This window comes from Anaerobacillus sp. ABA4_114, from assembly GCF_056159065.1.
The window spans coordinates 1,867,820-1,892,763 of sequence record NZ_JBSWUM010000001.1 but is presented as its reverse complement, the minus strand read 5'-3'; the positions used below and the strand labels follow the sequence as shown (position 1 = coordinate 1,892,763).

At 38.5% G+C, this 24,944-nt stretch carries 25 protein-coding genes; 2 read left to right on the top strand and 23 right to left on the bottom strand.

The genetic code is table 11. From position 1 onward, the window contains the following. Positions 1-52: 52 nt before the first annotated feature. The 4 genes from ACXAEY_RS09585 to ACXAEY_RS09570 all read right to left on the bottom strand — a co-directional run bounded on the left by ACXAEY_RS09585 (position 53) and on the right by ACXAEY_RS09570 (position 3,858). A complete protein-coding gene (locus ACXAEY_RS09585; protein ID WP_474811622.1) occupies positions 53-544 on the bottom strand; it encodes a hypothetical protein in 492 nt (163 codons plus the stop codon). A gap of 32 nt (positions 545-576) precedes the next feature. Next, positions 577-1,389, bottom strand: a complete 813-nt coding sequence (locus ACXAEY_RS09580; protein WP_474811620.1) for a MerR family transcriptional regulator — start codon at positions 1,387-1,389, stop codon at positions 577-579. 235 nt (positions 1,390-1,624) lie between these two features. Beyond that, complete coding sequence (locus tag ACXAEY_RS09575; protein WP_474811618.1) at positions 1,625-2,680, bottom strand: PQQ-dependent sugar dehydrogenase; 1,056 nt, start codon at positions 2,678-2,680, stop codon at positions 1,625-1,627. 56 nt (positions 2,681-2,736) lie between these two features. After that, positions 2,737-3,858, bottom strand: a complete 1,122-nt coding sequence (locus ACXAEY_RS09570) for an NAD(P)/FAD-dependent oxidoreductase (RefSeq protein WP_474811616.1) — start codon at positions 3,856-3,858, stop codon at positions 2,737-2,739. A gap of 143 nt (positions 3,859-4,001) precedes the next feature. Between ACXAEY_RS09570 and mce the strand changes: the two genes are divergently transcribed. Further along, positions 4,002-4,421: a methylmalonyl-CoA epimerase gene (mce, locus tag ACXAEY_RS09565; protein ID WP_474811614.1), complete on the top strand. Its 420-nt coding sequence runs from the start codon at positions 4,002-4,004 to the stop codon at positions 4,419-4,421. Between the two features lie 142 nt (positions 4,422-4,563). On the opposite strand, the gene ACXAEY_RS09560 is transcribed toward mce, so the two are convergent. From ACXAEY_RS09560 to ACXAEY_RS09515, 10 genes are all read right to left on the bottom strand, one after another. Then, a complete protein-coding gene (locus ACXAEY_RS09560; protein WP_474811612.1) occupies positions 4,564-5,778 on the bottom strand; it encodes a M28 family peptidase in 1,215 nt (404 codons plus the stop codon). A 45-nt stretch (positions 5,779-5,823) separates the two neighbouring features. Further along, positions 5,824-6,264 (bottom strand): WapI family immunity protein, encoded by a 441-nt coding sequence (locus tag ACXAEY_RS09555; RefSeq protein ID WP_474811610.1) that lies wholly within the window; start codon positions 6,262-6,264, stop codon positions 5,824-5,826. Positions 6,265-6,369: 105 nt separating this feature from the next. Continuing rightward, the gene (locus tag ACXAEY_RS09550; RefSeq protein WP_474811608.1) at positions 6,370-7,041 is read right to left on the bottom strand and encodes a DUF6843 domain-containing protein; all 672 of its coding nucleotides are present in this window, start codon (positions 7,039-7,041) and stop codon (positions 6,370-6,372) included. A gap of 306 nt (positions 7,042-7,347) precedes the next feature. Then, the gene (locus ACXAEY_RS09545; RefSeq protein WP_474811606.1) at positions 7,348-7,482 is read right to left on the bottom strand and encodes a hypothetical protein; all 135 of its coding nucleotides are present in this window, start codon (positions 7,480-7,482) and stop codon (positions 7,348-7,350) included. A gap of 52 nt (positions 7,483-7,534) precedes the next feature. Further along, positions 7,535-8,353, bottom strand: a complete 819-nt coding sequence (locus ACXAEY_RS09540) for a GNAT family N-acetyltransferase (protein WP_474811604.1) — start codon at positions 8,351-8,353, stop codon at positions 7,535-7,537. 320 nt (positions 8,354-8,673) lie between these two features. Further along, entirely contained in the window at positions 8,674-9,117 is a 444-nt protein-coding gene (locus tag ACXAEY_RS09535; protein WP_474811602.1) for a hypothetical protein, read from the bottom strand. Positions 9,118-9,330: 213 nt separating this feature from the next. After that, positions 9,331-10,563: an MFS transporter gene (locus ACXAEY_RS09530; RefSeq protein WP_474811600.1), complete on the bottom strand. Its 1,233-nt coding sequence runs from the start codon at positions 10,561-10,563 to the stop codon at positions 9,331-9,333. Between the two features lie 13 nt (positions 10,564-10,576). After that, on the bottom strand, positions 10,577-11,626 hold the full coding sequence (locus ACXAEY_RS09525) for an ArsR/SmtB family transcription factor (protein ID WP_474811598.1): 1,050 nt from the start codon (positions 11,624-11,626) through the stop codon (positions 10,577-10,579). Between the two features lie 122 nt (positions 11,627-11,748). Next, positions 11,749-12,903 (bottom strand): serine hydrolase domain-containing protein, encoded by a 1,155-nt coding sequence (locus ACXAEY_RS09520; protein WP_474811596.1) that lies wholly within the window; start codon positions 12,901-12,903, stop codon positions 11,749-11,751. A gap of 96 nt (positions 12,904-12,999) precedes the next feature. Beyond that, positions 13,000-13,185 carry a DUF4177 domain-containing protein gene (locus ACXAEY_RS09515; RefSeq protein WP_270182373.1) on the bottom strand — a complete coding sequence of 62 codons (186 nt, stop codon included), beginning with the start codon at positions 13,183-13,185 and terminating at the stop codon, positions 13,000-13,002. Between the two features lie 403 nt (positions 13,186-13,588). On the opposite strand from ACXAEY_RS09515, the gene ACXAEY_RS09510 reads away from it, so the two are divergent. Continuing rightward, the gene (locus ACXAEY_RS09510) at positions 13,589-14,725 is read left to right on the top strand and encodes a S8 family peptidase (RefSeq protein ID WP_474811594.1); all 1,137 of its coding nucleotides are present in this window, start codon (positions 13,589-13,591) and stop codon (positions 14,723-14,725) included. A gap of 129 nt (positions 14,726-14,854) precedes the next feature. On the opposite strand, the gene ACXAEY_RS09505 is transcribed toward ACXAEY_RS09510, so the two are convergent. The 9 genes from ACXAEY_RS09505 to ACXAEY_RS09465 all read right to left on the bottom strand — a co-directional run bounded on the left by ACXAEY_RS09505 (position 14,855) and on the right by ACXAEY_RS09465 (position 24,923). Next, a complete protein-coding gene (locus tag ACXAEY_RS09505; RefSeq protein ID WP_474811592.1) occupies positions 14,855-15,319 on the bottom strand; it encodes a GNAT family N-acetyltransferase in 465 nt (154 codons plus the stop codon). A gap of 59 nt (positions 15,320-15,378) precedes the next feature. Beyond that, complete coding sequence (locus tag ACXAEY_RS09500; RefSeq protein WP_474811590.1) at positions 15,379-15,795, bottom strand: HIT family protein; 417 nt, start codon at positions 15,793-15,795, stop codon at positions 15,379-15,381. A 122-nt stretch (positions 15,796-15,917) separates the two neighbouring features. Further along, a complete protein-coding gene (locus tag ACXAEY_RS09495; RefSeq protein WP_474811588.1) occupies positions 15,918-16,787 on the bottom strand; it encodes an SDR family oxidoreductase in 870 nt (289 codons plus the stop codon). A 199-nt stretch (positions 16,788-16,986) separates the two neighbouring features. Then, on the bottom strand, positions 16,987-17,865 hold the full coding sequence (locus ACXAEY_RS09490) for an ROK family protein (protein WP_474814791.1): 879 nt from the start codon (positions 17,863-17,865) through the stop codon (positions 16,987-16,989). A gap of 72 nt (positions 17,866-17,937) precedes the next feature. Continuing rightward, complete coding sequence (locus tag ACXAEY_RS09485; protein ID WP_474811586.1) at positions 17,938-19,395, bottom strand: ABC transporter substrate-binding protein; 1,458 nt, start codon at positions 19,393-19,395, stop codon at positions 17,938-17,940. A gap of 56 nt (positions 19,396-19,451) precedes the next feature. Beyond that, entirely contained in the window at positions 19,452-20,414 is a 963-nt protein-coding gene (locus ACXAEY_RS09480; RefSeq protein WP_474814789.1) for a carbohydrate ABC transporter permease, read from the bottom strand. Positions 20,415-20,443: 29 nt separating this feature from the next. Next, positions 20,444-21,325: an ABC transporter permease gene (locus ACXAEY_RS09475; RefSeq protein WP_474814787.1), complete on the bottom strand. Its 882-nt coding sequence runs from the start codon at positions 21,323-21,325 to the stop codon at positions 20,444-20,446. A gap of 333 nt (positions 21,326-21,658) precedes the next feature. Continuing rightward, positions 21,659-23,179, bottom strand: a complete 1,521-nt coding sequence (locus ACXAEY_RS09470) for a response regulator transcription factor (RefSeq protein ID WP_474811585.1) — start codon at positions 23,177-23,179, stop codon at positions 21,659-21,661. Further along, positions 23,154-24,923 (bottom strand): sensor histidine kinase, encoded by a 1,770-nt coding sequence (locus ACXAEY_RS09465; protein WP_474811583.1) that lies wholly within the window; start codon positions 24,921-24,923, stop codon positions 23,154-23,156. Before ACXAEY_RS09465 ends, ACXAEY_RS09470 begins: the two co-directional genes overlap by 26 nt. Positions 24,924-24,944 lie beyond the last annotated feature (21 nt).

Below are 24,944 nucleotides of genomic sequence, written 5' to 3'. Positions count from 1 at the left end.
GATGTTTTATCACTTCATAAAACATCGCTTCTACGTCGCCATACCTATGACTTCATTCATGATTGTATTCTCCACCGAACGTTTCGGTCACACCGAACGTATCTGGATGATCGTATCCGTTCATTGCTTTATCAAGATCGTGAAAATAACGGTGAAGGAGCCTCACGTCGGCTTCATCGAGGTCACTGCTCGCGATCATTTTGATCGCTTGTAAATCTACTTTTAGATCATGATGCTCCACACCATTTTCGAGGAAGATATTGATGTAGGCAGTAACTGCCTCAGCATGTTTCTCTTGGTCTTCCATTTCGACTCTCTCGATCATCCCATACCCGGTCGTTCTATTATAAAAAGCATGAAAATCTGAAACAAAATCTTCTACAAACTGATATTCAGTAGGAAATGATGCGGCAGACACCTCTGTTGCACTTGCCTTCGACCCTTCCATTTCTGTATGAAGTGAAAAAATATAAATATATAGGGCAGCGAACGTGGCAGCGATGAGAAGACTAAGAATGGAAAACATGACTTTAGCATGTTCCATCGATTTTCCCCCTATCAAGTTTCTACTTCTCTCTACCTCACAAAGCCCAAGATGTGCTTAATCTTACCTACACCCCATTTCGAATCAGCTTCATTCCTCTTTACCTGCGTTTCTTCATTTCGAAAACGATTTTGAACGATAGCCATCAAACGCTCTTCTCGCTCCGACATGTGTGCAGCAGCTACTTTCCGTTCCTTTTCAACTTCTTCCTGGTAGAACGCTCTTTCCTCTGCAGAAACATCCGTTAAATCATCGATCTTTTTGCCAATCGCGTTAAGTTCTAGTTGATTCATAGACGCATGAGCATCAGAAGCAGTCGCAATTTCTTCATGGACGATTTCATGAATCTGATGAACGATATCTTTTTCCATCTTCTTAACCGTCTTATCCATCTTCAGCAATTGCTTGACTTCTTCCGATTCAACAAACGAAACGATTTTTGATAATGATTCTTTTATTTCTTCTTGGTCTTCATACGTTGAGTAAACTACCGATTCTTCAACTTTCTCTACATCTTCAACCTGTGCTTGCAGCTCTTTTTCCCTTTCGATCTCCTGTCGCTTGAGCTCTGCAGCTTGATTAAATTCATCGATTGCTTTTTGTTCTTGGAGTTCAATAATGTGCTGTTCGAGTGCTAACGAAATCGCATCATCATCTGTGTTACTCGCTTTCATGTTGGTGATCAAGTAAAGGATTTCTAGATCTCTATCCGTATAAGTACGAGAATTGTTTTCATCACGTGGAATTTCAAGGAATGCAGAGAATTGATTCTCCCACTGCTTCAATGTATGTTTGGTCACTTTAAACAGGTCAGCAACACCAGAAATCATCAGATGATTATTCATTACTGCCAGTCCTCCCCAAATGTATTACAGTTCTATTCAATGCCTTCATATGGAATTTCCTGCATGATGACAAAGGTTCTTAAAAACAGTCAGAGTTTATCAAATCTGCCAACGATGCTCCATATCAACACGGATTATGTAACTTTTTAGATTCAACATGAAGCCTGATGTTCTCTTTTCAACAAACTACATAAAAAATCGTCATCTCAAACGATTGAGATGACGATATATGGCATTACTTATTTAGTTGGATCTCAATGAACCGATCATCTTTCTCGGACGCATTCCCTCTGCCGTCTGTATTGTTCGTGACTGCATAGAGGGAATCATCATAATACAATGACCGAAGTCTTCCATAACCAGAAAGGACCGTTTCACTGTTGTTTTCATCAAGAGCAAAGGAGCGGACTTCATTCCCCCTTAACGTTGCAGCATAGAGCGTTTGATCCTTTATTACGATTCCTGAAGGGGCCCAAGTATCCTTACCAGAGTGATACATTGGAGAGGTCATCCCCTCTTGTTCTTCGTCTCCTTCAATAACCGGCCACCCGTAATTCTCTCCTGGTGCGATCTTGTTGATTTCATCATGAGCTGAATCTCCGTGTTCTGAAGAATACAGCTGGCCACCATCATCCCACGCTAAACCTTGTGGGTTACGATGACCATATGAATAGACGTAGGAATTTGCAAAGGGATTATCATCTGGTATCGAACCATCTTGATTCATTCTAAGGATTTTTCCAGCAAGGCTCGTTTTATCTTGAGCTAGATCAGGGTTCGTAGCATCGCCAGTCGTGATATATACCTTCTCATCTGGACCAATCTTGATTCTACCTCCGTTATGATATAAAGACCCAGGTATCCCGCTTATCAATTCCTTCGTTTCTTTCCATCCACTCTCACTTTTGGTCACCTCTATCACTCTGTTTACCGTTTGCCCATCCTCTTCATACGTATGGTAGACGAACGCTTTCCCTGATTCAGAAAAATCCGGATAGAGCTCTATACCAAGCAAGCCACCTTCTCCTTTCGTTAGTAAAGGCTTATCGAGCTCAATCTCCTCACGTTCTAGCTTGCCGGCTTCATACTTCGCGATCGTTCCTTCTCTTTCAGTCATATAGAATGTTTCACCTGACTTCACGATTTCCCATGGAATCTGCAGGTTTTCAACGATGACGTCGGCAGCTCCTTCATCTGGCGCAGTTGTCTGCTCATCTGATGAAGCGCATGCGGTTACCATAAGCAGTGTTAGTAACGCAAACCATCTAATCTTGACCACTCCTTTACTCACAAGGGCTAATTCCTTAACTCTTCTATACACGAGTTGAGAAACCTTCCTGTGCTACACTAATCCAACCGTGTTATGGCTTCTGAAAGATCATAATCGAGTGGAGATAATTCCGTTTCTTTTCCCATCGCCATTCTCGCAAGCTCTAGACCTAAGTATGGTCCAACCGTCAATCCTGATGCTCCTAGTCCGTTAGCAGCTAGTAGGCCACTTGTTTCTGGAACACGACCAAACACAGGGAGAAACCCTGGTGTAAATGGACGAAACCCTACTTTCGCCTCGACCATCGTACTATCGCTAAGACCAGGAGCTACTTGTAGTGCTTTACTAAAGATTTCATGTAACCCACCTGCTGTCACTCGTTTATCAAATCCTACATCGTTTTCGTGCGTTGCACCGACAACCACTCGACCATCATCAAAGCTCAGCAAGTATTGATCGTTCGGAGGCATTACGACCGGCCACTCATCAGTGTCTTCCTGCACATCAAGATGCACGATCTGAGCTTTTTGCGATGTTACCTGAAATGATAAACCGAGTGGTTCGAACAGCTCGTTCGCCCATGCTCCAGCAGTAACGATCACGTTATCTGCTTTTATCTCACGACCCGAAACCTTAACACCAGTCACATTACCCGCTGTATGCAGTAGTTCTGCGTTTCCTTCTTCCATAGTTGCGCCGAACTTTTTAGCAACACGTAAAAGAGCCTTCCTAAGCGCTGCACCATTAATTCTTGCTGCACCGCTCACATATACAGACTGGTAATCCTCTGAAACCGGCGGAAACATTGCTTTCGTTTCTTCTGTGGTCAACTTTCTTATCTCACCAATTTCTGGCGCATCTTCACGTCTCTTAAGAGCGCGCTCGATCATTTTATCGAGCTTTTTCTCATCAGTGTGTAGGCTGATCGCTCCAACTTTTTTGTAGCCTGTTTCTGTTTCCCCTTCTGCTGTTAATTGTTCGATTAAATCTGAGTAATATTTCGCCCCGCCCTTCGCTAGCCTGTACCATACTTTATTGCGTCGTTGCGATAGCCAAGGACACACGATGCCGGCTGCAGCATCTGTTGCCTGACCCGAATCGGCTCGATCGACAATCGTAACGTCGGCACCTTCTTTCGCAAGATGATAGGCAGTAGATGCTCCTAGAATTCCAGCACCTATAACAACATATGATTTCATTTATGAACACCTTTTCGAATAAATTTAGTTTCATTAGCTATTGTACATAATGAAGACGCCGCTCACAATCAAACGCTTGTGATGCACTACTTTAACAACCTTATGTTAAAATTGTGCCATTACCTATAAAGGAGTCATTCACAATGAACAAACAGCTTGATCATATAGGAATAGCCGTTCGGCGCATCGATGAAAGCATTACGTTTTACACGAACGTTTTAGGCGGTACGCTTGTCGATCACTACCGTAGTGAGGCACAAGGGGTGGAGAGTGAAATCGCCGTAATCGATATTAACGATAGCCGAGTTGAACTCTTGATGCCTACGAATAACACGACTTCTCCTATCGCAAGATTTATGAAACAAAAAGGAAAAGGCGTCCACCATATCGCATATCGCGTTGATAACCTAGATGAGGCGTTAGAAGAACTAAAGAAACAAAACATACGAACCTTAGAAGATACGCTACGAATCAACAAGCATGGAAGAAGGTTGATCTATTTAAACCCTGCCGATACAGAAGGGACGATTATTGAGTACTGTGATTATCCAGAACAATCATAACCTGCTTTTATTGGATTCTAATCAGCATCATGGCAAGAGAAAACAGCTTTAATCCTGTAATCTTTAAACGTTTCGGCATAAAAAAATCGGTCAGTGGTTGATATCCTCTGACCGTTCTCCTTATGTCTGCCAAGCATTCCTTTTATTGGGGTTTTGATGTCCATTCCCTCGTTTTTCCTTGCAAACTTTTTATAATCTCATTTGCAAGTGAGAATACTTCTGTCAATTTATCTTTACTGATCCACTTAATCGTATCGTCTACTGTATGTAATAGATTTGAAACGCCACAGTTACTGAACGGGATACTAGGCACACCATTTGAGAAAAAGGTGTAATGGTTACTCTCATACCATGGTGCTGTCCATTGGACAGCTGGAAACTGTCCCTTGATCGCTTTTACATAACTTTCAAATTCATTTGATCCAGACATGAGTGTAACATTATTCGTGCCAAGCGATTGACCGATACCATCAAAGTTCATGGCGACTAGTGCTTGAGGAAGGTCGTTTAGGTATGCCTTCAAATAAATCTCGTCTCCTAGACCGAGAAATTCTTCTGAACTAAAAAAGATGAACTCGAAACTAGTGTGCCAATCACTTCTCTTAGAAAGCTCTTCAGCTAACGAGAGGACAACTGCCACTCCTGAAGCATTGTCGAAAGCTCCGTCAGTATTAAACACCGTATCATAGTGAGCAGTAAGAATGATTTTTTCAGTCCCATACCCATTTATTTTCCCAATGATATTCTTCGTTTTACCTTCTTTTCTTCTACTCTTTATGATGCATTTTACTGAGGAGGTTGAAGGGCTATTTTTTATGGTTAAACCTACTTCTGGAGAAACCGTTAAAGAAGGAATGAAAAAGTCCCAATCGTTGATTAACGGTTGATTTATTTCTTTTTCCATTCTTACAAATAAGATGGCTGAAGGATTTTTCTCTTCAAGTAGTTGAATCACTCTTTGATGATGTTCAGGATTATAAATTGTAAACCCTTTAGGAACATAGTTTTCTTTTGATAATTCACCGTATAATAACGCGATCTTCCCTTGAAGGTTTTGTGATGCAGAGAGTTCTTCAATTGTGCAAAAAGAGACGATTGATCCCGAAACCTCGACTGACTCAGAAAAACCATTAGCTATAGCCTCTAAACGATACCCATCAACCTCAATAAAAGCTTCATTAAGCCGCCAGTTTGGTACTTCAAATTCTTGAATGTCTACGTTGATTTCAGCATTTCTTAAAACTTCTTCAATATAATGGGACGCTTCGTGATTTGCCTCTGATCCGACTGGACGGCATCCGATCTCTGTCGATAGTGTATGGAGATGTTCCATAAAAGTTCCCTGCAACATATGCATTACTTCTCCCCCTGAAATCAATTTAAAACTCTTCACCCATGGGTTTCACGGCTTCCCGATAACTGGAAACTTATCTACAACAACAATCAATTCTTCTATCAACTTCGTTAAATATGATTGATCCGATTCAAATGTAAAGTTCAATATAGCCCCAGTCCCCTTTGGATAACAGGTTTCTCCAGACCACATCACGTTACCTAATGCATCCATTCTCCCCTCGAGTAGAATGAAGTCTTCCATATTCTCGAGCACTGCCTTTCCTTTTAACGTTTCATTCATCGTTTTCAGTTCTTCCAAAAAAGACAATAATTCATTCGTTCTTACATTCGCACGGAATTTAGCTGAGTATCCAGGGATTTCTAGTAAAACGTAAGAGTCAATCCAATTACCGTCCCAATAATCGGTAGAGTCAGGATATTTTCTTCCCAATACTTCAATTGCAATCTTCGATTCGTCTCCTAATAGTTGGAATTGAATGACGGCCACCCCCTCACCTTATTATTGACCTCTGGACTAATAAATCGACTAGCACGTATCGGAATAGCAGCAACTATCATTATACCAAAAAGGAAATTTATAGCAGTACGCTTTTTATTTTGCAAACGAGGTCTTTGCCTCGCCGTATTGTAGCTTGTCACCAACATATGTATAAACCACCTCTTCTATATAAACTGTGATAACCCTTCGGTTACTTTCCTCTTTAACTGTTGAACTTCCATCGAGGTTGTATAAAAGTAATATAGGGCCTTCATAACCCTCTGGGATAAGATGAGTTATGTTTGTTTTTGCTTCATCTCCATTCGCCTTCCTATCTATTGATACGTAAGAATTATAAACAAGCACCCCAATGACTACAGTTAGGATAATCACCGTATTCATGATCATCGATTTTAATTGAATCGTTCTCTGCTTCATGTGCTGTAATTCCTCTACTATAAAGAAAAAGATGGATGCTACAATAGCGAAGTGAACATACTCCTCATCAATGACAATAATTGTCGCAAAAGCTAGCGAAACGTGAATGGACGTTGCTGTAATGAACCGAAATGATGGCACTTTAGATGATAGCCAATCAGATAAATACGACACTGGAATTCCGTAGATTACATTACCAATTCCTGCAAACAAGATCACAAACATAATGAAAAGAGACCCAGTGATTACAAACAGGGCATTAGTACTTAGAAAACCCTCTATCAACCAGTAAACACATGTCAACGATGTGGAAAATAGAGCTGAAATTAATTTTGATTTTATCTTCATATTCTCCCCCCTTTTAAACCTTACTTATTATGTTTTTGTGAAACATTTCACATATAGTGAAACATAATTATCTACCAAAATTTAGCGATGAAACAAAGTTATTACTCAACCATTTGAAACTAAATCTCTATATTAATAAGAAGGTATATATAAAAGAGGTCAGACGCTAGTTTTTGTTTCAACAAGCGTCTGACCTCTTTATTTTCTATGAGGGCATCCAATTCCTTTACAAGCGCTGCACACTTTTTATCATCACGGGCATCAGGATGGGGTTCTCCAAATTCTTCAATGTCATTATCAAAATACTTACTTCTTCACTTCACTCATCTGAGATAAATCTGCCACATACTGTTCTGTATTATTTTCTCCAAGTTCGCGCGCCACTTGCGCCAACTTCTCAGTATTACGACCATGCAACAACACTTTATGCCCTTCTATCACTAACATTCTCATGTATACGGTGTAAAAAAGAGCTTCTCCTTTTCTAGCTGTATCACTTGTACTTTTCCCAAACAGCATTTGTATAAGCGATCTTTAACCCTGCTCGTTCCATATTTTTGTGGCTGACACTCCCATATGCCGCTTGTCCGACTATGAATGAACAGTTTAACTCACTCGCTTTTTCTAAACGGGTTTTTATTAGTGCAGTTTGAACCCCTTTATTTCTCAAACCCGGCACTGTTGTCGATGCAGCTAAAATACCAACACCGTTGTGCACGAACAGCGCTCCTACTCCAGCTGGTTCTCCTTTTACACTTGCTAAGTAAAACGTCCACTTACCGTTATTTAATAGGATCTTGTTATTTTCCGTAACATGTTCTTTGATGAACGAAGGCATACCAAACCCTTTTGTATAGATCTCTCCAAACAAAGAAAAATCATCTTTGCTCATTTCTTGGATGTGCAAAGATGGTTGTTGCTCGTCATTAGGTGATCGGCCTATATCAAATGTTCTGTAAAGAGAGGTATGAAACCCACTTTGAAAATAACCCTTATTACTCAGAGCTCTTAGGAACTCTGTGGTTGGTTGGATGGGAGTAATTTCAAATCGAGCAGGAATACCTCTACAAGTGTAAAAATCCAACATCGCATCAATGTCCTCAACATTATTATCAGAAACACCTTTTATCGTATTGAAAGAAGGTCCAGGAATATTTTTCACAGAGAACGCAACCGCATCTCCAAACTCTTTTATCTCAACACCCATCGGATTTCCTTCTCGTTCTTTCATTATTATTAATCGATCTACTAACATGTCTATTTCTGATCGTTCAACCATTGAAGCGTTTTCATAGAATACTAAGTTCGTCATAAGCGCACCTCATATCGATTGATATTTCTCACTCTAGATAGCTCCCCACTTAAAGAGGGTATTCACCCTTTTTTCATAATTCGCTTGATGTCCAATACAGTTATGAACACGACAAATACCGCAATCAAAGAGAACAAAATTGTAGTCCCTACACCATCCGGAATGTGTTGATTGTTGTAAATTATGTAAAGATAAATGAGCCATAAACCTACTATTCGGATTAAACTATTCATTTGCGATGACTTAAACATTGTATATTCACCGTCCAATCACGAAAGTTAGAAACAAGAGAAAGCTGTTAACCTATACTTTTTTCCCTCTCAAAGGAAGTATGGAAGATATAAAATGACGGATGAGAGGATCCCGGTTATTCCAACGATTAAGGTTCCTATCACAAATGGGTGCTGTGATAATTTAAAGATTAAGATATTATTTGATTGGTATCTTGAACTAAAATTACCAACAGTTCTACTAGCGTTCTCATGGAATGGTCTAAAGTAGCCCGGAAGCCAAACGATCGCTATTAATAGTACGCTACATGTGAACCAGGAATCTAAGAAATTCCATTGAGTTTTCCAAGAAAAAAGAAAAACTAAAGCAATGTCGAACGAAATTGTTACGAATACAAGAAAGATATACTTAACCTTACTACTCAGCGTATTTTCTAAAACCTTGCTGAATGTGGAAGAAATTTTACTTAGTAAAAATGCAATTGCAAGTGTACTAAGTAGAAACACTAAACCGACAGCAAATTTATAAATCAAAGCGATGACTCCTATCTATTATAGTTGTTTGGACAGATTTATTGATGAATGACTTTGATGGATACTATTTAGTTTAATAATAGTCTAGAAATCCCCTACACCTTGTTAATCATTACGATTTCAATTGGAAAAAGTTTCAAACAAGATATAAAAATAGCGTCATCCTTGTTAGAATAACGCTCCTTTTACTTATAGAAAGTAGACACGACTAACCTATGCTTTTTTTAAAGATGGATGTAAATAAAGAAAGGAAGAAGCAGTAGCAACGACTCCACCAATTAATATCGTTAGGGTAGTACTGTATTGCTCAGCTATTAGCCCTGCAACTAAAGCCGCTACCGGCATTAGTAACCAAGTCATAAAACGACTAGAAGCTTGAACTCGTCCTAAGAGATTGTCTGGGCTTAGATGTTGACGTATCGTGACGATACAAGGTGTCATAATTGCCGCAGATACTGTGCCAACTGCATTCATGATTGCTAACCAAAGGAAAGAATCATACATTACAAAACCGATAATTGATAATCCACCTAAAGCTCCTGCTGTGAAAAGGATCGATCTGTAACTGAAATGTTTCTTTAGCCAATTCGTCGTTATTGCACCACCAATAGCCGCAACACCACCAATCGATAAAAGAAAACCAATTTCAATTGCATCAAACCGTGCTGTTGATTTTAGATGGATCACAAGCATCGTTAAGAAAAGAGTGGTTCCAAAGATTGAAAAGAGCATCGCTACGTTTGAGTATAAAATTGGTTTTACATCAATAACAAATCGAAACCCTTCCTTAATTTCTGAAATGATTGTTGTTGTCGTCACTTTCTCTTTCTGTATATTACTATCAATACTTAGACTTAACGTCACGATGAAACCAATTAAAAAAGATAAGCTGTTGATGATTAATCCTATACCAGGATTAAAAATACTAATGATGATTCCACCTAAGCCAGGAGCAACAAACATAGCTGCTTGGAAAACACCTGTATTTATTGAGTTTACTAGTTGAAGGTCTTTCTTTTTGACGAGCTTTGGAACAGAAGCAAATTGACACGTATTATACAACTGGGTCAACAAACCAACAATCAACGCCCCGCCGTATATCTCCCAAATCGTTAAGGAGTTTAGTATGTATAAAAAACCTAAAAAGCCTACTGTTAAGAACCGTCCTATATCACAAAACAAGAGTATCCTTTTTCGATTAAAATTATCAGCCAATACGCCAGTAAAGGGCTGGATAAGAATTGGCAGCCTTTCAAGAGCTGCTACGATTCCCATGCTAAGCGGTGAGCCGGTAATTGCTAGTACAATCAACGGCAGCGCTATCAAATAGATTTGATCTCCGAAGAAGGATACTAAGTTACCACCGATAAACCGAAATACTTGGAAATTCTTTTTGAACTCAGGAATTTTATCCTCTGATCCCATTCGTACAATCGAATTATTCATAGGCATCCCCTTCTTATTTACTATCCAGATACAGACTTAAATCGGCAGGTAAGAAGTCAATGGCACTTTGATTAATGTCGTATTTATGATTTGAAACTTGAGAAACTAGCTTTGCTGATTTCAAGATCTTCAAATGATGATGAACGGTTGTCTTACCTAGCTTCAGCTCGTGCGTTAACTCTTGTAAAGATAAGTGGTCATCTTTTATCATTTTCAGTATTCGTAAACGTGTTTCATCTCCTAACGCTTTATAGCGTTGTACCAATTGTTTATTAGGTATATATTTCTCATCTGAGATACTTTCATTGGCTACCGCATAATAAAATACTTTGACTCCTTCAAGATCTGCTTCAACGTTCCAAGGTCGGTAAAAATAGTGTGGAATAAGAAGGACGTTTTGTACACCTGGTTCCTTTGAGTAAGTAACACCGTCAGTAGCCCACTTAATAAACTCCTCAGGCTCTAGACGATTTAGCATTTTTTCTTTTGAAACCTTGTCCTTTAGAAGGATCTCATTCAACTTGTTTTTATCAGGTTCAATAACCGTTTCATACCACCCGGTCATAACTTCAATTAGATGTTTTTTCAGCTTTTCAGCAGAAACTTGATTTATAAACTCTAAATAGCTTGGAAGAAAAGGGTGATGCTTCGTGATCATCCGCAATTCACGAAGTGCGTCTTCCGATCCATTCAAAAGTTCATTGATCAAATCGTAATACTCTTGACCTAAATACGGAATTGAAATGGTCTTCAGCTGATGCGCTGATAACCTCTCCACATAATCTGTAAAAGAGTCAAGATGATCAAACTCTTTCTGATGAAGAATCTGGAGAAGCGTTTTCCACGTATTATGTTTTTTTACAAATCGAAGCTGTTCAAGCATTCTTGTGGATAGAGATTGTTCGATTGCTTTTCGTTTTTGTTTCGAAATATCCAAGGTATCAACCAAAGAGTCGTTTGTTATCGCAGCGATACCTAAAGCAGATTCCCATAATAGAGAGCTTTCCAGTTGGATACTATACTTTCCATTTGATAATTTCGTACTTGCAGAAAACAATTCCATTTTATCCCTCCCAATACCATTCTATATTTATAGAACAGAATATTCAAATTTATTTTAATGATAAACAGCCACTTTAGTTTTAGAGTGACTGTTTTAAAGACCTTCAAGACATATTACTACTCTCACTTATCTACACGAGTTGACCGTATCAAATCCTCAAACTCTTTTAGATCTGCTTTTCCTCCAAATAAAATCTTCTCTAATAGAAGAGTCAGCAAATGTAGTACCTTGTTTAAATTATCATCCGTAAAATCCAAGTTAGTTAACATGATGATCGATTTATCGTAATCTTTATAACTAATTAATGCAGAACAATACCCTGCCCAATATCCATCGTGAAGGATCAGCTTTTTATAGTGAGGATGGTCTTCAATCTTCCAACCAAAGCCATAGCCGCCTAATTGTTCATGCAAGCAAGGACAATATTCCATGGATTTTTGGCTGTTTATTGAAACTGGATTAATCACACTTTCCATAGTTTGTTTGGATACCAATACATTACGATAAATAGAACGCTCCCATTTCAATAAATCTAGTACAGTCGACTTAATTCCTCCATCACCTTTTACACCGTCGAGAAAATAAACATATTTGTGTTCTTCCATTTCTTCTGGAAGCTTGTACAAATCTAGCTTCCAATCATAAATATAACCTTGTGAAAGTGTTGTAAGATCACCTTCTAGATAGTATGAATGAGTTGATGTATTTTCCATATTTAGAGGTTTAAATAACTTAGTTTTCAAAAACGTGCCATACTCTATTCTTGAAACCTTTTCTATTATTTCTGCAAGCAATACATACCCTGTATTACAATACTCCCACTTATCATCTGCCGGAAACAAAACGTCTGGCTCTTCTTCTTTTAAGAATGCAACGACTTCTTTATTTGTTGCAATTCTTTCAAAATCCCAGTTTCCTTCTGTTTCGAACCATTCCATATAATCAGGAAGTCCGGAGGTATGGGTTAGCATATTTTTTATCGTTATGTTTTTGTATGGTAAATCAGGAAAATACGTAATTAGGCTATCTTCTAAATTCAATTTTCCTTCTTCCATCAGTATCATTATTGCCATTGCGGTAAAACTCTTTGAAATGGAGGCGATTTCAAAGACTGAATCTTGAGTATGTAATTCTGTTGCAGTTCTCCTGCCTATCGCTCTGTTGTAAAATGGAATACCTTCTTCTGATAAAAGTACTACGCCACTAAATAGCCTATTTTGTTCAAGGAAATCTAATACTTTATCAAATTCTTTATGTCTCAAGTCTTGACCATCCAAATTAAATGACCTCCGATCGGTTTCAAAACGAGTGAAATAGATATTTCTAACAATAAATACCTTAAAGCGAAAAAAACTAAGGCAAGTCCATCCACCTTAGTCTTTTTTGCGTTTGAATATGACTTCAAAAAAAGCAGACATTCCATAACTCCTAGTACCTGGGGCGAAAATTTGTACTAACTCCCAACCTTCCTTTTCATGCTCAAAAATGACTTCATGATAGTCATCCCTTGGTTTGTTAAAAGAAGACAAGTCGATTTTTACAAATTTATGCTCATACATCTTCATGACCTCCTTTTTTTCTCGTTTTTTCATTTACGATAAGGAGATTTAAAAGTTTCAAAATTTCGTTATTAATTCAATTATTGAGAAGATCGCTCGAATCATGTGCTAAAGGTGCTTTCTACAGTGAAATAAATCCAATCTACTATCTTAAATTTATATAAAACTTTTAGTATAACGCTATTTTCATAGTTTGTAGATTGGGAAATCAAACGTTTAACAACCTTGTAAACCCCCATTAATAATTCGACATTTCCCAATATGAATATAGCTTATAGCATGATACCATTAATTTTGTAATAGTCGAACTTTTCTGACATACATATCCGGGCCCGGAATCTGTCCATCACGAGCACTTAGTTTGATTGTTATTGATATTAAAACCATGATCGGAGGAAAAGAAATGAAAGCTACTTTTAGAAGACTCAGTATTATTCTCAGCGTCGTTCTCGTTCTATCCCTATTGGTTGGTTTTTCTTCCCCGTCTGCTTCTGATTCAATGGACAAAGGAAAGAAAGACTACCTAATTGGTTTTAAATCTAATATCAAAACTGCTCAGATCAATAACGTTTTAACTTTAGGAGGAAAGGTAAAGCATCAGTTTAAACATATGGATACGATGCTTGTTTCCTTGCCTGAACCAGCGGCTAAAATACTTGAGAAGAACCCTCTAGTTTCTTTTGTAGAAGAAGATCAAGTAGCACATGCAATTGGTCAAACAACACCTTGGGGCATCCCTCATATCAAAGCAGATCAAGTTCAAGCGACTGGAAACACTGGCTCTGGAGTTAAAGTTGCTATACTAGATACAGGAATTGACGCTAGCCACGAAGATCTGAACGTGAGCGGCGGTGCAAGTTTCGTTGCTGAGGAACCAGACGCAACTACAGACGGCAATGGACATGGTACTCATGTGGCAGGTACAGTTGCTGGACTAAATAATAGTGTTGGCGTACTTGGTGTAGCACCCTCTGCTAGTCTCTATGCTGTAAAAGTACTAGATAGCTCTGGTAGCGGTACTTACAGCGGCATCATTCAAGGAATTGAGTGGGCAGTGGACAATAATATGGATGTCATCAACATGAGTTTGGGTGGCAGCTCTGGTTCAACTGCACTTAAGAATGCGACTGACAACGCCTACAACTCAGGTGTGTTAGTAGTTGCGGCAGCTGGTAACAGCGGAACGTTCTTCGGCTTTAACACGATTGGATATCCAGCGAAATATTCTTCTGCAATGGCAGTCGGCGCAGTAGATTCTAACAATAAACGCGCATCGTTCTCAAGTGTAGGCTCAGAGCTTGAGGTAATGGCACCAGGCGTTAACATTTTAAGCTCTGTACCTGGTAATGGCTACGACAGCTTTAACGGAACGTCCATGGCTTCTCCTCACGTAGCTGGTGCAGCTGCACTTATCCTTGCAGGCAACCCTAGCTTAACAAACGCTGAGGTTCGTCAAAAGCTTAACGACACAGCGAAACCGCTTGGTAGCTCTTTCTATTATGGCAACGGTGTGATCGACGTTCTAGAAGCGACAAAATAATAGAGTAGTAGAAAAGCATGGATCGATTATGATCCATGCTTTTTCATCTTCAAAAAGACTCTACAAACTTTTTTTCATTAGGATAAAAGCATTCATCTCATTAGGTAATATACACCTAACATCGATTTCTTACAGCACTTTCTCCATTGATATCCTTGTATTCGAGTACCCTAGTTTCTTATATAAGCGATAAGCTCCATCATTTTTCCCGAAAACACTTAATCCGATTGAATTCACACCACATTCTCTCAGCTGACCTTGAAGCTTTTCAATCGTCTTAGTACCAAACCCTTTTCCTCTATGTTGTTCGTCTATTAAAATATGGTATAAGTATGCTGAATTAATCTCTGGAATAATGCTATACCATAGAACTCCCACTTTTTCATCTGAATCCGCTTCCACAATATTGTATAGATATTGACCTTCTGTCCCTAATCCATCCTTAAACATGTCAGTGATCATCATCTCTGATTCCTCTAAAGCTTGTTCCGTTGTTAAGTTGAAGTTTCTTGTGATTTCATTTGCATGATCAGGGATCATGAAATCCATATACCTTTTAAATTCTACTTCATCAAGGTTACTGAATTTAATCATGGGTTCTCTCCATTCTATAATCAATTCATACTCTGTAAATCTGGCAATAGTGAAGTTTTCTATTTAAGTTTCATAAGCTTTTCTCTTTTGTTTTCAGGTTGCTTTAGCCAATAACGCAACCCTCTTCCAGACAATGGTTCGTCCTTATATCTTGGTATGACATGAAGGTGACTATGGAAAATAAATTGATTTGAGACCTCTCCGACATTCCAACCGAGCGTATAACCATCTGGTGAGAATGCTTTATCTATGTACTCTTTTGCATCCTGTAAAAGTTCATATGTATCGTTCCACTCTTCTCTAGTCAATTCAAACGCATTCGCATGATGGTTCTTAGGAACAATAACTCCACAACCTTCTAGAACACTTTGTTGATCATCATGTTGCAAAAAATAACAAGATTCATTTTCGAACAAAATATTTTGCCCCTCGTCCTCATGAGGATTACAAAAAGGACAATTTTCTTCATAAGACAATAGTACTTCCCCCATTCCTATTTCAAAACTATTCTGATTTTATCATAAATCACCCTACAGTAGGATGAGATAAAAAAAGAGCGTGACCCCTTCGGACAACGCTCACGCCTTCTGAGAAAATATTAATCTTTTACATGATCTCTGAAATAATTCCCCCAATGGGGTTGTGTTCCATCAATGTCTTTAAAGCCATATTGCTCTGAAAGTTCCCATGTACTATATATTCCTCCAGTTTTTCTAGCTATTTCAGGATCAGAAGCTAAACATTTAATTGCTTCACCAATGTAATAAGGCGACTCAGATGCAATAAAATGTTGATCTACTTTCACTCCTTCTTTCCAATTTTCTTCCGTAATTCCCATCAATTCAAGCATTGCTTCAGACCTTAAAAATCCTGGTGTTACAGCGATGGAGGTGATTTTATCATCTATTAAGTCAGCTGCCATTGCCTGAGCCATATGTATAGTTGATACTTTTGCTAAACTGTAATAAAAATTTCCCCGTGGCTTATAATCAACCCCATCGGTAATCTCTATTATTAATCCTCCATCATTTTCTTTAAACAACGGAATACTATGATGAGCTGTAATAATATGAGATTCTACAGCCTGCTTTTGCATTTGGAGTCCTTTTGATAAGCTATGTTCACCTATCGGCTTCCCCCACTCTGTCAACGGATCCCCACCCCATACATCGTTGACTAAAATATCTAGTCGTCCACTTTCTCTTTTTACTAGATTCATCAATTCAACGACTTCAGTTTCAACGGTATGATCGACTCTGACGGGTATCCCTAATCCACCAGATTTTGTAACCATCTCAGCTGTTTCTTCAATTGTCTCCTTACGCTTCATAGGGGATTGACTCTTTGAAGTTGTTCTTCCTGTTACATAAACTGTAGCTCCCGCTTCACCTAACTTAACTGAAATCCCCCTTCCAGCTCCTCTCGTTCCACCTGCGACGATTGCAATTTTCCCTTTTAGGGAACCCATAATAACTACCTCCGACATTCTGTATTCTATTAAGACAAAGTACCCTGCTTATTCGGCAGGGTACATTAAAAAATGTCTCGTTTGGAATGCTTCAAGATCCTTACTCAAATTCCTTTTACAAAACATAAAAAAGGGAAAACCAGTTGATTTGCCTACTAGTACAGCATTCTGTTAGAGGTGAATCATCTAACCATATATCTCAACTTTTACATTCCTCTAACTCCATTCCCCAATTCACTAAAGAAAGTGCACCCATAACTCCTTGTTCATCCTTAAGTGAAGGAGCAACTATGTATTCCTCCATCTCAGGAAGTTCCATATAGTCATTCATTAGACCTGACGTTTTCCTTCTAATTAACTCATAGAGTTTAGTTTGTTTCATAACTCCTCCCCCTAAAATAATCCGATCTGGTGATAAAACAAGGGAGTATGTAACGATAGCCTGTGCCAAATAATAGGAGACCAGTTCCCAGGCATCTTCATTTTCAGAAAGCAGTTTACCTTTTTTTCCATATCTCTCGTAGATTGCTGTACCAGAAGCTAAGCCTTCTAAACAGTTCCCATGATATGAACAGCTGCCTTTGAATGAATCATGTGGCTCCTGCTCTACTCTAATATGTCCCATCTCAGGATGCTGTCTTCCAATAAAGGTTTCTCCACCTTTAACAAACCCTGCACCTATTCCTGTGCCAACAGTAATATACAATACGCTTTCTACATCCCTACCAGCTCCGAATTTATATTCTCCTAGAGCAGCAACATTCACATCAGTATCTAAATAAATAGGGACAGAGAAGCATCTTTTGAGAGAACCAAGCAAATCGAAATTTTTCCAATCACTTTTTGGAGTATTTACTATTCTTCCATACCCCTTGCTATGTTTATTTAAGTCGATTGGACCAAAGCTGCCGACGCCTAACCCACTAATATCATAGTTTGAAAAAAAGAGTTCAATTTCACGAAGGGTTTCTTCTGGTTTAGTTGTAGGCAATGTGGTTTTCTGAAGAACCTCTCCTGATGGTGTTCCAACTGCACAAACAAACTTTGTACCTCCTGCTTCAATCGCACCAAGATACATTTTCAAATTCCTCCTCCATTAAGGAGACCCTGTCAGTAAACCAACAGGGTCTCTATAAGATTTATGTTATTATTACTTTCCTTGGTTCTTTTTCCATTCATCATACTGAGACTGAATTTCATCAAGTACTTTTTGAATACCAGCTTCCTCTAGCTTTTCATTAAACTTAGGAAGGTACTCCTCAGGATCAACAGCCCCTTTCAGAAGGGCAGGTGAATACTCGCTTGTGACGTTAGAAATTGCTGCAATTTCCGTGCGAACTGGATTTGAATCGAAATAAAAACCTAGGGCTGGAGAAGGAACTGAATTTTCGTTGAACTCCTCAAATGCTTCCCACTTATCCTCTGGATCATCCTCATATAACTTAAGGATTAGCTGGTTACCGATAGCGAAACTAGGCATGTTGTATCGCTCAACTCTAGCAGGAAGGTCTTTGATCTTTCCATTGTCAAGCTCTTCATAGTGTTCACCCTCAATACCCTTGTCCAATAAGTTGCGCAAATACTCATCTGTATTTAATAGATTTAAAAATTCCATTGCTTTTTCTGGATTCTTGGATGTTGCTGAAATAGCCTGCATTGATCCAGTTACGGAATTGTTAAATATATAGGGTTCGTGCAGCGGTTCTGCTACGATTTCATATCCAGCAGATCTGGACCAGATCTTTTCTGCATAAGGTTGATAAAGTTCTTTACGCACAAACCAGTTGTTCACTTCAAGCGGCCATGAATCCGTGCTTGTTGCCGCATCGGAGCGAATGTATCCCTTATTGTAATAGCTATGCATCGTTTTAAGGGTTTCCATCGTAACATCTTCTTCGTAAACGTTGATCACTTCATCTGTATTTCCGTCTAGACGAAATGCGAAAGGCATTTCACCTTGTAAAATATAGTCAAATGGAAGATACGCATCAAACGTTGCGATCGGTGAAACATTAGGTTCTTCCTTCTTAATCACTTCCAGCAAAGGTTCAAGGTCTTCAATTGAATCTACTTTTGAAGTGTCGAGATTGTGTTTTACGACTAGTTCATTGTTGAATGCAAAAACAGTTTGCTGTCCAAGCTCTTTGTTAGTAGGAATCGCATAGAGAGACCCATCGATCTTTGCACCTTCTAAGAACCTGGGGTTTATGGCTTCTTTCATTTCATTACCATGGTCATCAAGCAAATCATTCAATTCGAGAAAAGCACCTTTTCTTGCATTTAAGGCGTAGTTATTAGCCCACGAACTTGTAAAGGCGATATCATATTCCTCAGCAGAAGCAGTAATAACCTGCATTCGTTCATCATAATCGCCCCAATCAATTAATTTTAAATCAACTGTCGCATTGATCTTATCATTGGTATACTTGTTCACTTCAGCCATTACTTTGTCTAGGTCAGTCTGAGGGGTACCGATCATATACCACTTTAATTCGACCTCACCAGCTGAAGCCTTCCCCTTTGTGTCGCTTTCTTCATCACCACTACAAGCACTCATGATACCGAGTACACCAACTAGAAGTAAGCACAACACCATTATTTTTTTCATACTTTCCCCACTTTCTTATCAATGGTTTATTTTTAAAGGAAAATTCCTTTTAGAACCTATTCTTTTACCCCGCCAATCGTTAAACCTTTAACAAAATACTTCTGGAAGAACGGATAAGATAACGCAATTGGTAAGGTAGCAATAACAACAATCGCCATCTTTGCCGAGTCCTCAGGTATAGAATTTAACAGTGAAGAATTCTGACTAATCATGGAGTTTTGTCGAATAAAATCGATATTATTTTCTATTTTCATTAAGAGCGACTGCAGAGGAATGAGATTAGGATTATCAATAAACAAGAGAGCGTTAAACCAGTCATTCCAGTAAGCAAGCGTGCTAAAGAGCGCAATCGTAGCTATACCAGGAATGGCTAGTGGCACAACAATTTGCATAAAGATTCTAAACTCACCGGCTCCGTCAATACGTGCTGATTCAAGGATCGGTTCAGGAACAGATTGCTGAAAAAATGTCCGCATAATTATGATATAGAATGCATTCACCGCAAGTGGTAGAATGAGGGCCCAGATCGTATTCTTTAGATCAAGAAATTGAGTGACAACAATGTAGAATGGTACCATTCCACCGCTAAACAGCATTGTAAAGAACGCGATAAACGTAAATTGCTTTCTATAAATGAATTGCTTTCTTGAAATGGCATAACTGTATAATGCAATGATCGAAACACTTATCAAGGTTCCTAAAACAGTTATTAGAATCGTAACGCCGTAGGCTTGGAGAAGCTGTTCTTTCATCGTTATTAAATAACGATACGCATCAAGGCTCCATTCCTGTGGAAAAATACTATAGCCGTGCTCGGCAAGTGATTGTTCACTGGTCAAAGAGATGATAATGACGTAAATGAAAGGAAAAATACAAAGAAAAGCAAAGGATGCCAGAAGAATATGTATGAAAACATTGACTTTTCCACTGAATCCGTATGGATTATAAGCCTTAGCTTTTCTCAACTTCTCTTTTCGTGAAACCTTACTCGCTTTTACTTCATTTGAAACATTGGGCAGGTTCAACTATTTCCCTCCTCTCATTTTCCTTAGAACAACGCATTCTCCTCATCTACTTTTCGGACAATGTAATTGGTAATGAGGATGAGGACAAACCCTACAGTCGCCTGATAGAGGCCTGCAGCTGTGCTCATGCCAATATCACCCATGGTCATTAAGCCTCTGTAAACATACGTATCAATTACGTTTGTAACAGAATAAAGCGGTCCGGAGTCTCTTGGAACCTGATAGAAGAGTCCAAAGTCTGCACTAAAAATATTTCCGATGTTTAGAATGGTAAGAATAATGATGATCGGCATGATCATGGGAATCGTCACATGTCGAATTTGCTGCCACTTGTTTGCACCATCAATCATGGCTGCTTCATAATAGCTTCGGTCAATTCCGACAATGGCAGCTAGATAAACAATACTTCCAAACCCGATCCCTTTCCACTGACTCACTGCGATTAAGATATAGGGCCAGAAGGATGGTTCATTGTACCAAGATCGTGCATCGATGCCGAAAATTTCGAGAGCACTATTTATCAACCCCTTATCGACACTAAGAAAAGTGAAGACAAAATAACTAACAACTACCCAAGAAAGAAAGTGTGGAAAAAGCATACCTGTTTGATAAATTTTCGCGAACTTCTGTTTCGTAATTTCACTTAGAAGAATTGCTACGCCGACAGCCAGAACAACACCTAGAACAATAAACACAAGATTATACAGAACGGTATTACGCGTAATCAGAAATGCATCATTTGTACTGAATAGAAATTCGAAATTATCTAATCCAATCCATTCACTATGCATGACACTAGCAAAAAATCCATCTGGGTGAAACCTGAAATCCTTAAAGGCAATAATCTGTCCGAACATAGGTAAATATGCAAAAATAATAAACCAGATTAAACCTGGTAAGGTCATCAGCAACCATATCCGATTGCTATAAAGATTCTTTGCAAATTGTTTTAACCAGCTCAATTGAATCCCCCCCTTCGTGTAAGCTACAAGGTGATGAGCAGCAATTCATCATGCTAGCTCCACTTCTTTTCTCTTACCTTTATTATATGAAAACCCTTTCATCGGTTGGTAGTTAAGATAGTCAAGGTTTACTGTCAAAAATTAATAGGAGACAGTAAGCGTACTAGTCTTTTTGCGGTAAGGTGAATCCTCGAAAATGACCTCCTTGCTAGAGCTTCTCCACTTTTAAAATAGATAAAAAAGAAGACCCTCATTAGAGGACCTTATTTGTTCAAGTTATTTATGCTGATGACGCCACTCAGTTGGCGTCACGTTCTCAAACTTCTTAAATTGTTTATAAAAGTATGTAGCATCACCATAGCCAACCTTTTTGCCGATACTACCTGCTTTTTCATGAGAGTTTTGCAAGAGTTGCTTGGCACGTTCAATTCTTATTCTGTTTAAGTATTTCGTAAAGGATGAAGAGACTTCTTTTTGAAATAACTGCCCAAGATATATGGAATTCACATGAAATTTGTGGCCTAACGTTTTAAGTGACATATCCTCCACATAATTCTGATGAATATAGTGCAACACGGTTTCTATGATTGGACTATGCTCTCGGTTCGATACAGGAGTATAGTCAATTAGTTTTATGCACTCCTGAAAGATTTCCATTCCCTCTTCAGCTGCTTCCACCGACATAATGCGGTGAACCATTGTTACATAGGTTTCATATTCAAGAGGAATAAAGAAATGGTTCTTCACATGATAGAATAATTCTAGCAAAATACTTTTTAACATCAAAGGCTGATTTTGTTGATCGAAATAGGTTAATAAAGCTTTAATTGATAATGTAACACGCTGAAATTCATGATTAGCCAATTGTTCAAGTAAATCTTGGCTTAAAAAGTTACTAGATTCTTTTAAATCATGCACGTGATGGATGAATTGCTCTGTATACAGTTCATCTGCCAGAGGATGGTCTTCTTTAGGCAGAAGAAGCTTCAACTCACAATGTCTTTCTAACTCTTTGTATGCAGCAGGTATCTCACTCAGTAAGTTAATTCCAGTTTGAGTAGCATAAACAAGATCAATCTCCGTATTATACTGGGTAAAAATACTTTTGGCATATTTCCATTCTGATTCGCAATTTTCATCGTTTTCACATTGACTCCATATCAGCAGCAAGTCTCCCAATGGTGTAATCACACATACAGTTGTCGTCTCCGTTTCTAGCTGACGTTGGATTCTGAATAAAAAGTCTTCTTCTCGCTCCTCCCATTCAACCTTGATCAGTGCCATTGCAAAACGAGGTGTTAACTGAATTGCTGGATAAAGCGATAGCCTACGCTTGCATTCATCATCACTCATTTTCCCTTGAATCCAACGCCAGATCGCATGATCTCGCAGTACAAGTTCTGATTCCTCCTCAAGTGATGAACGATTTAGTTTCTCCTTAATATGAAGAAGTGAAGAAATCAATTCTTCTTCATTAATTGGTTTTAATAAGTAGTTTTCAATCCCTAATTCTAACCCTTGTTTAATGAGATGAAATTCTCTATATCCGGTTAAAACAAGTGAACGAATAGAAGGATCTTTTTCCTTTATCACTTCAATTAGCTCAAGACCAGTTAATTCAGGCATCTGAATATCCGTAATAAGAATATCTACTTTCATATGCTGTATTCGATCAAGCGCATCTCTTCCATTTGAGGAAGTAGCCACAACATGAAAGCCGTATTCATTCCAATCAATAATATTACGCATCCCCTCGACAATGAGCGGCTCATCATCCACTAGCATAACGTTGATCATAATCCTCCACCTCCCATAGTAATGGAAGCTCTACCTGAACTTTCGTACAAACTTCCAGTTCACTCTCAATCGTAATACCGTATTCTTCTCCAAACTTCATCTTAATTCGTTCATTGACGTTATTAAGACCAATTGAGTCCGATGTATTATGTGTGAGTCTCAATCGTTCCTGTATCTGCTTTAACTGAATCGGTTCAATACCCTTTCCATTATCAGTAATGACAATACGTAAGCGCTCGTTGTAAATTGATAGCTTTATTTGAATATGGTTATGATAAGAGTCTCTCTTCAACCCATGCAGTAAATAATTCTCAATTATTGGTTGTAAGATGAATGGAGGAACATAAGCATGCTTCAGTGATGGGTCGATTGCAAACTCACTAGTGAGTTGATCAGGGAATCGAATTTTGAATAGCTCAAGATACTGGTACGCATGATCCTTCTCATCTTGAACTGATATGAGCTCTGCTGTTTGCAAAGAGTGTCTAAACAGATCAGCAAGCTGTACAATCATTTTTCCTGTCACTTTCCCGCCTTCTGCTAATGATTTCATTCGAATGGCTTCTAACGTATTGTAAAGGAAATGAGGATTAATCTGTGCCTGAAGATTAGCAAGCTCTGCTTCTTTCTGTTTCAACTTTGAAAAATAAACCTTATTCATATAGTCATCTAACGTATCCAGTGTTTCATTAAACGTGGAGGAAATCACATTGAGATCATCATCTGAAGTTGTCGTAGCCATTCTTACGGTCAGATCACCCTGTTGCACTTCTCTCATTTTACGTTTCATCTGATGAACTCTTTTTGAGTAATTCTTTAGCGATAGATAAGGAATTACAACGGAAAAAATTGTCAACACCAGAATGATCATAAAAATAGGGAATTTATAAGAGGTCAAGCTAGATATCTTTGACTCAGGAATTGTGGCTGTAATCATCAACTCACTCACAGGATCCACTAATCCTTGAACAAGATAGCCTCCGTCCTCCACATACCCTTCTTGAACCGATTGATAAGAGAGTGCCTTTTCTTCCATTGCGTCATCACGATCTCCATATGAGAAGCGCACGATCCCATCCTCGTCCATTATTTTATACGAGACATCTGATTGATTATCTCTCAACGATAACAACCGACTAATGTTCTTATAAGAAAAGAAGACGTCAATCGTTCCTAGACGGTCGAGTGAGGTTGGATCATTAATTTGCTCACGAATGATATATGCATTTTTTGGAAGATTCCCGTTCAAGTTACTCTCATCCTCAATTAACCGCTTCCACTTAGAATGATCGTAAATATACTCATATTGTGAACCATATGTATCGTTTCGTACGACGGCTGCCATTACTTCTGAATCACTTGAAAAGTAATTACTAACAAAAATATCAAAGTTATACGGTACAAATGAATCACTGTTATAATACTTGTCCAACCGGTAGCTTAGATAAGCATGATAATCGTGCTGAAGAGCAAATGATAGATCTTGAATCAGCGCTTTATCCAAATAAAGCTGACGAATACCTTGTTTCACAAATGCGTGCTTTTTTTGGAGCTCAGCTTGAATTTCTTCCATCACATTTCGTTGACGGTCCATCTCTCTTTGAATAACAAAGTCCGAATAATAGGAAGAAAGAATAAGAAACAATGCAGACATTGAAAGAAGAATGATTGTTGTATAGGTAAAAAAGATTCTATAAAACATTCTTCCACTAAGTTTCTTCATAAACGCAATAAGCGCTTTCATTTTCTCACATCCTAATAAGTA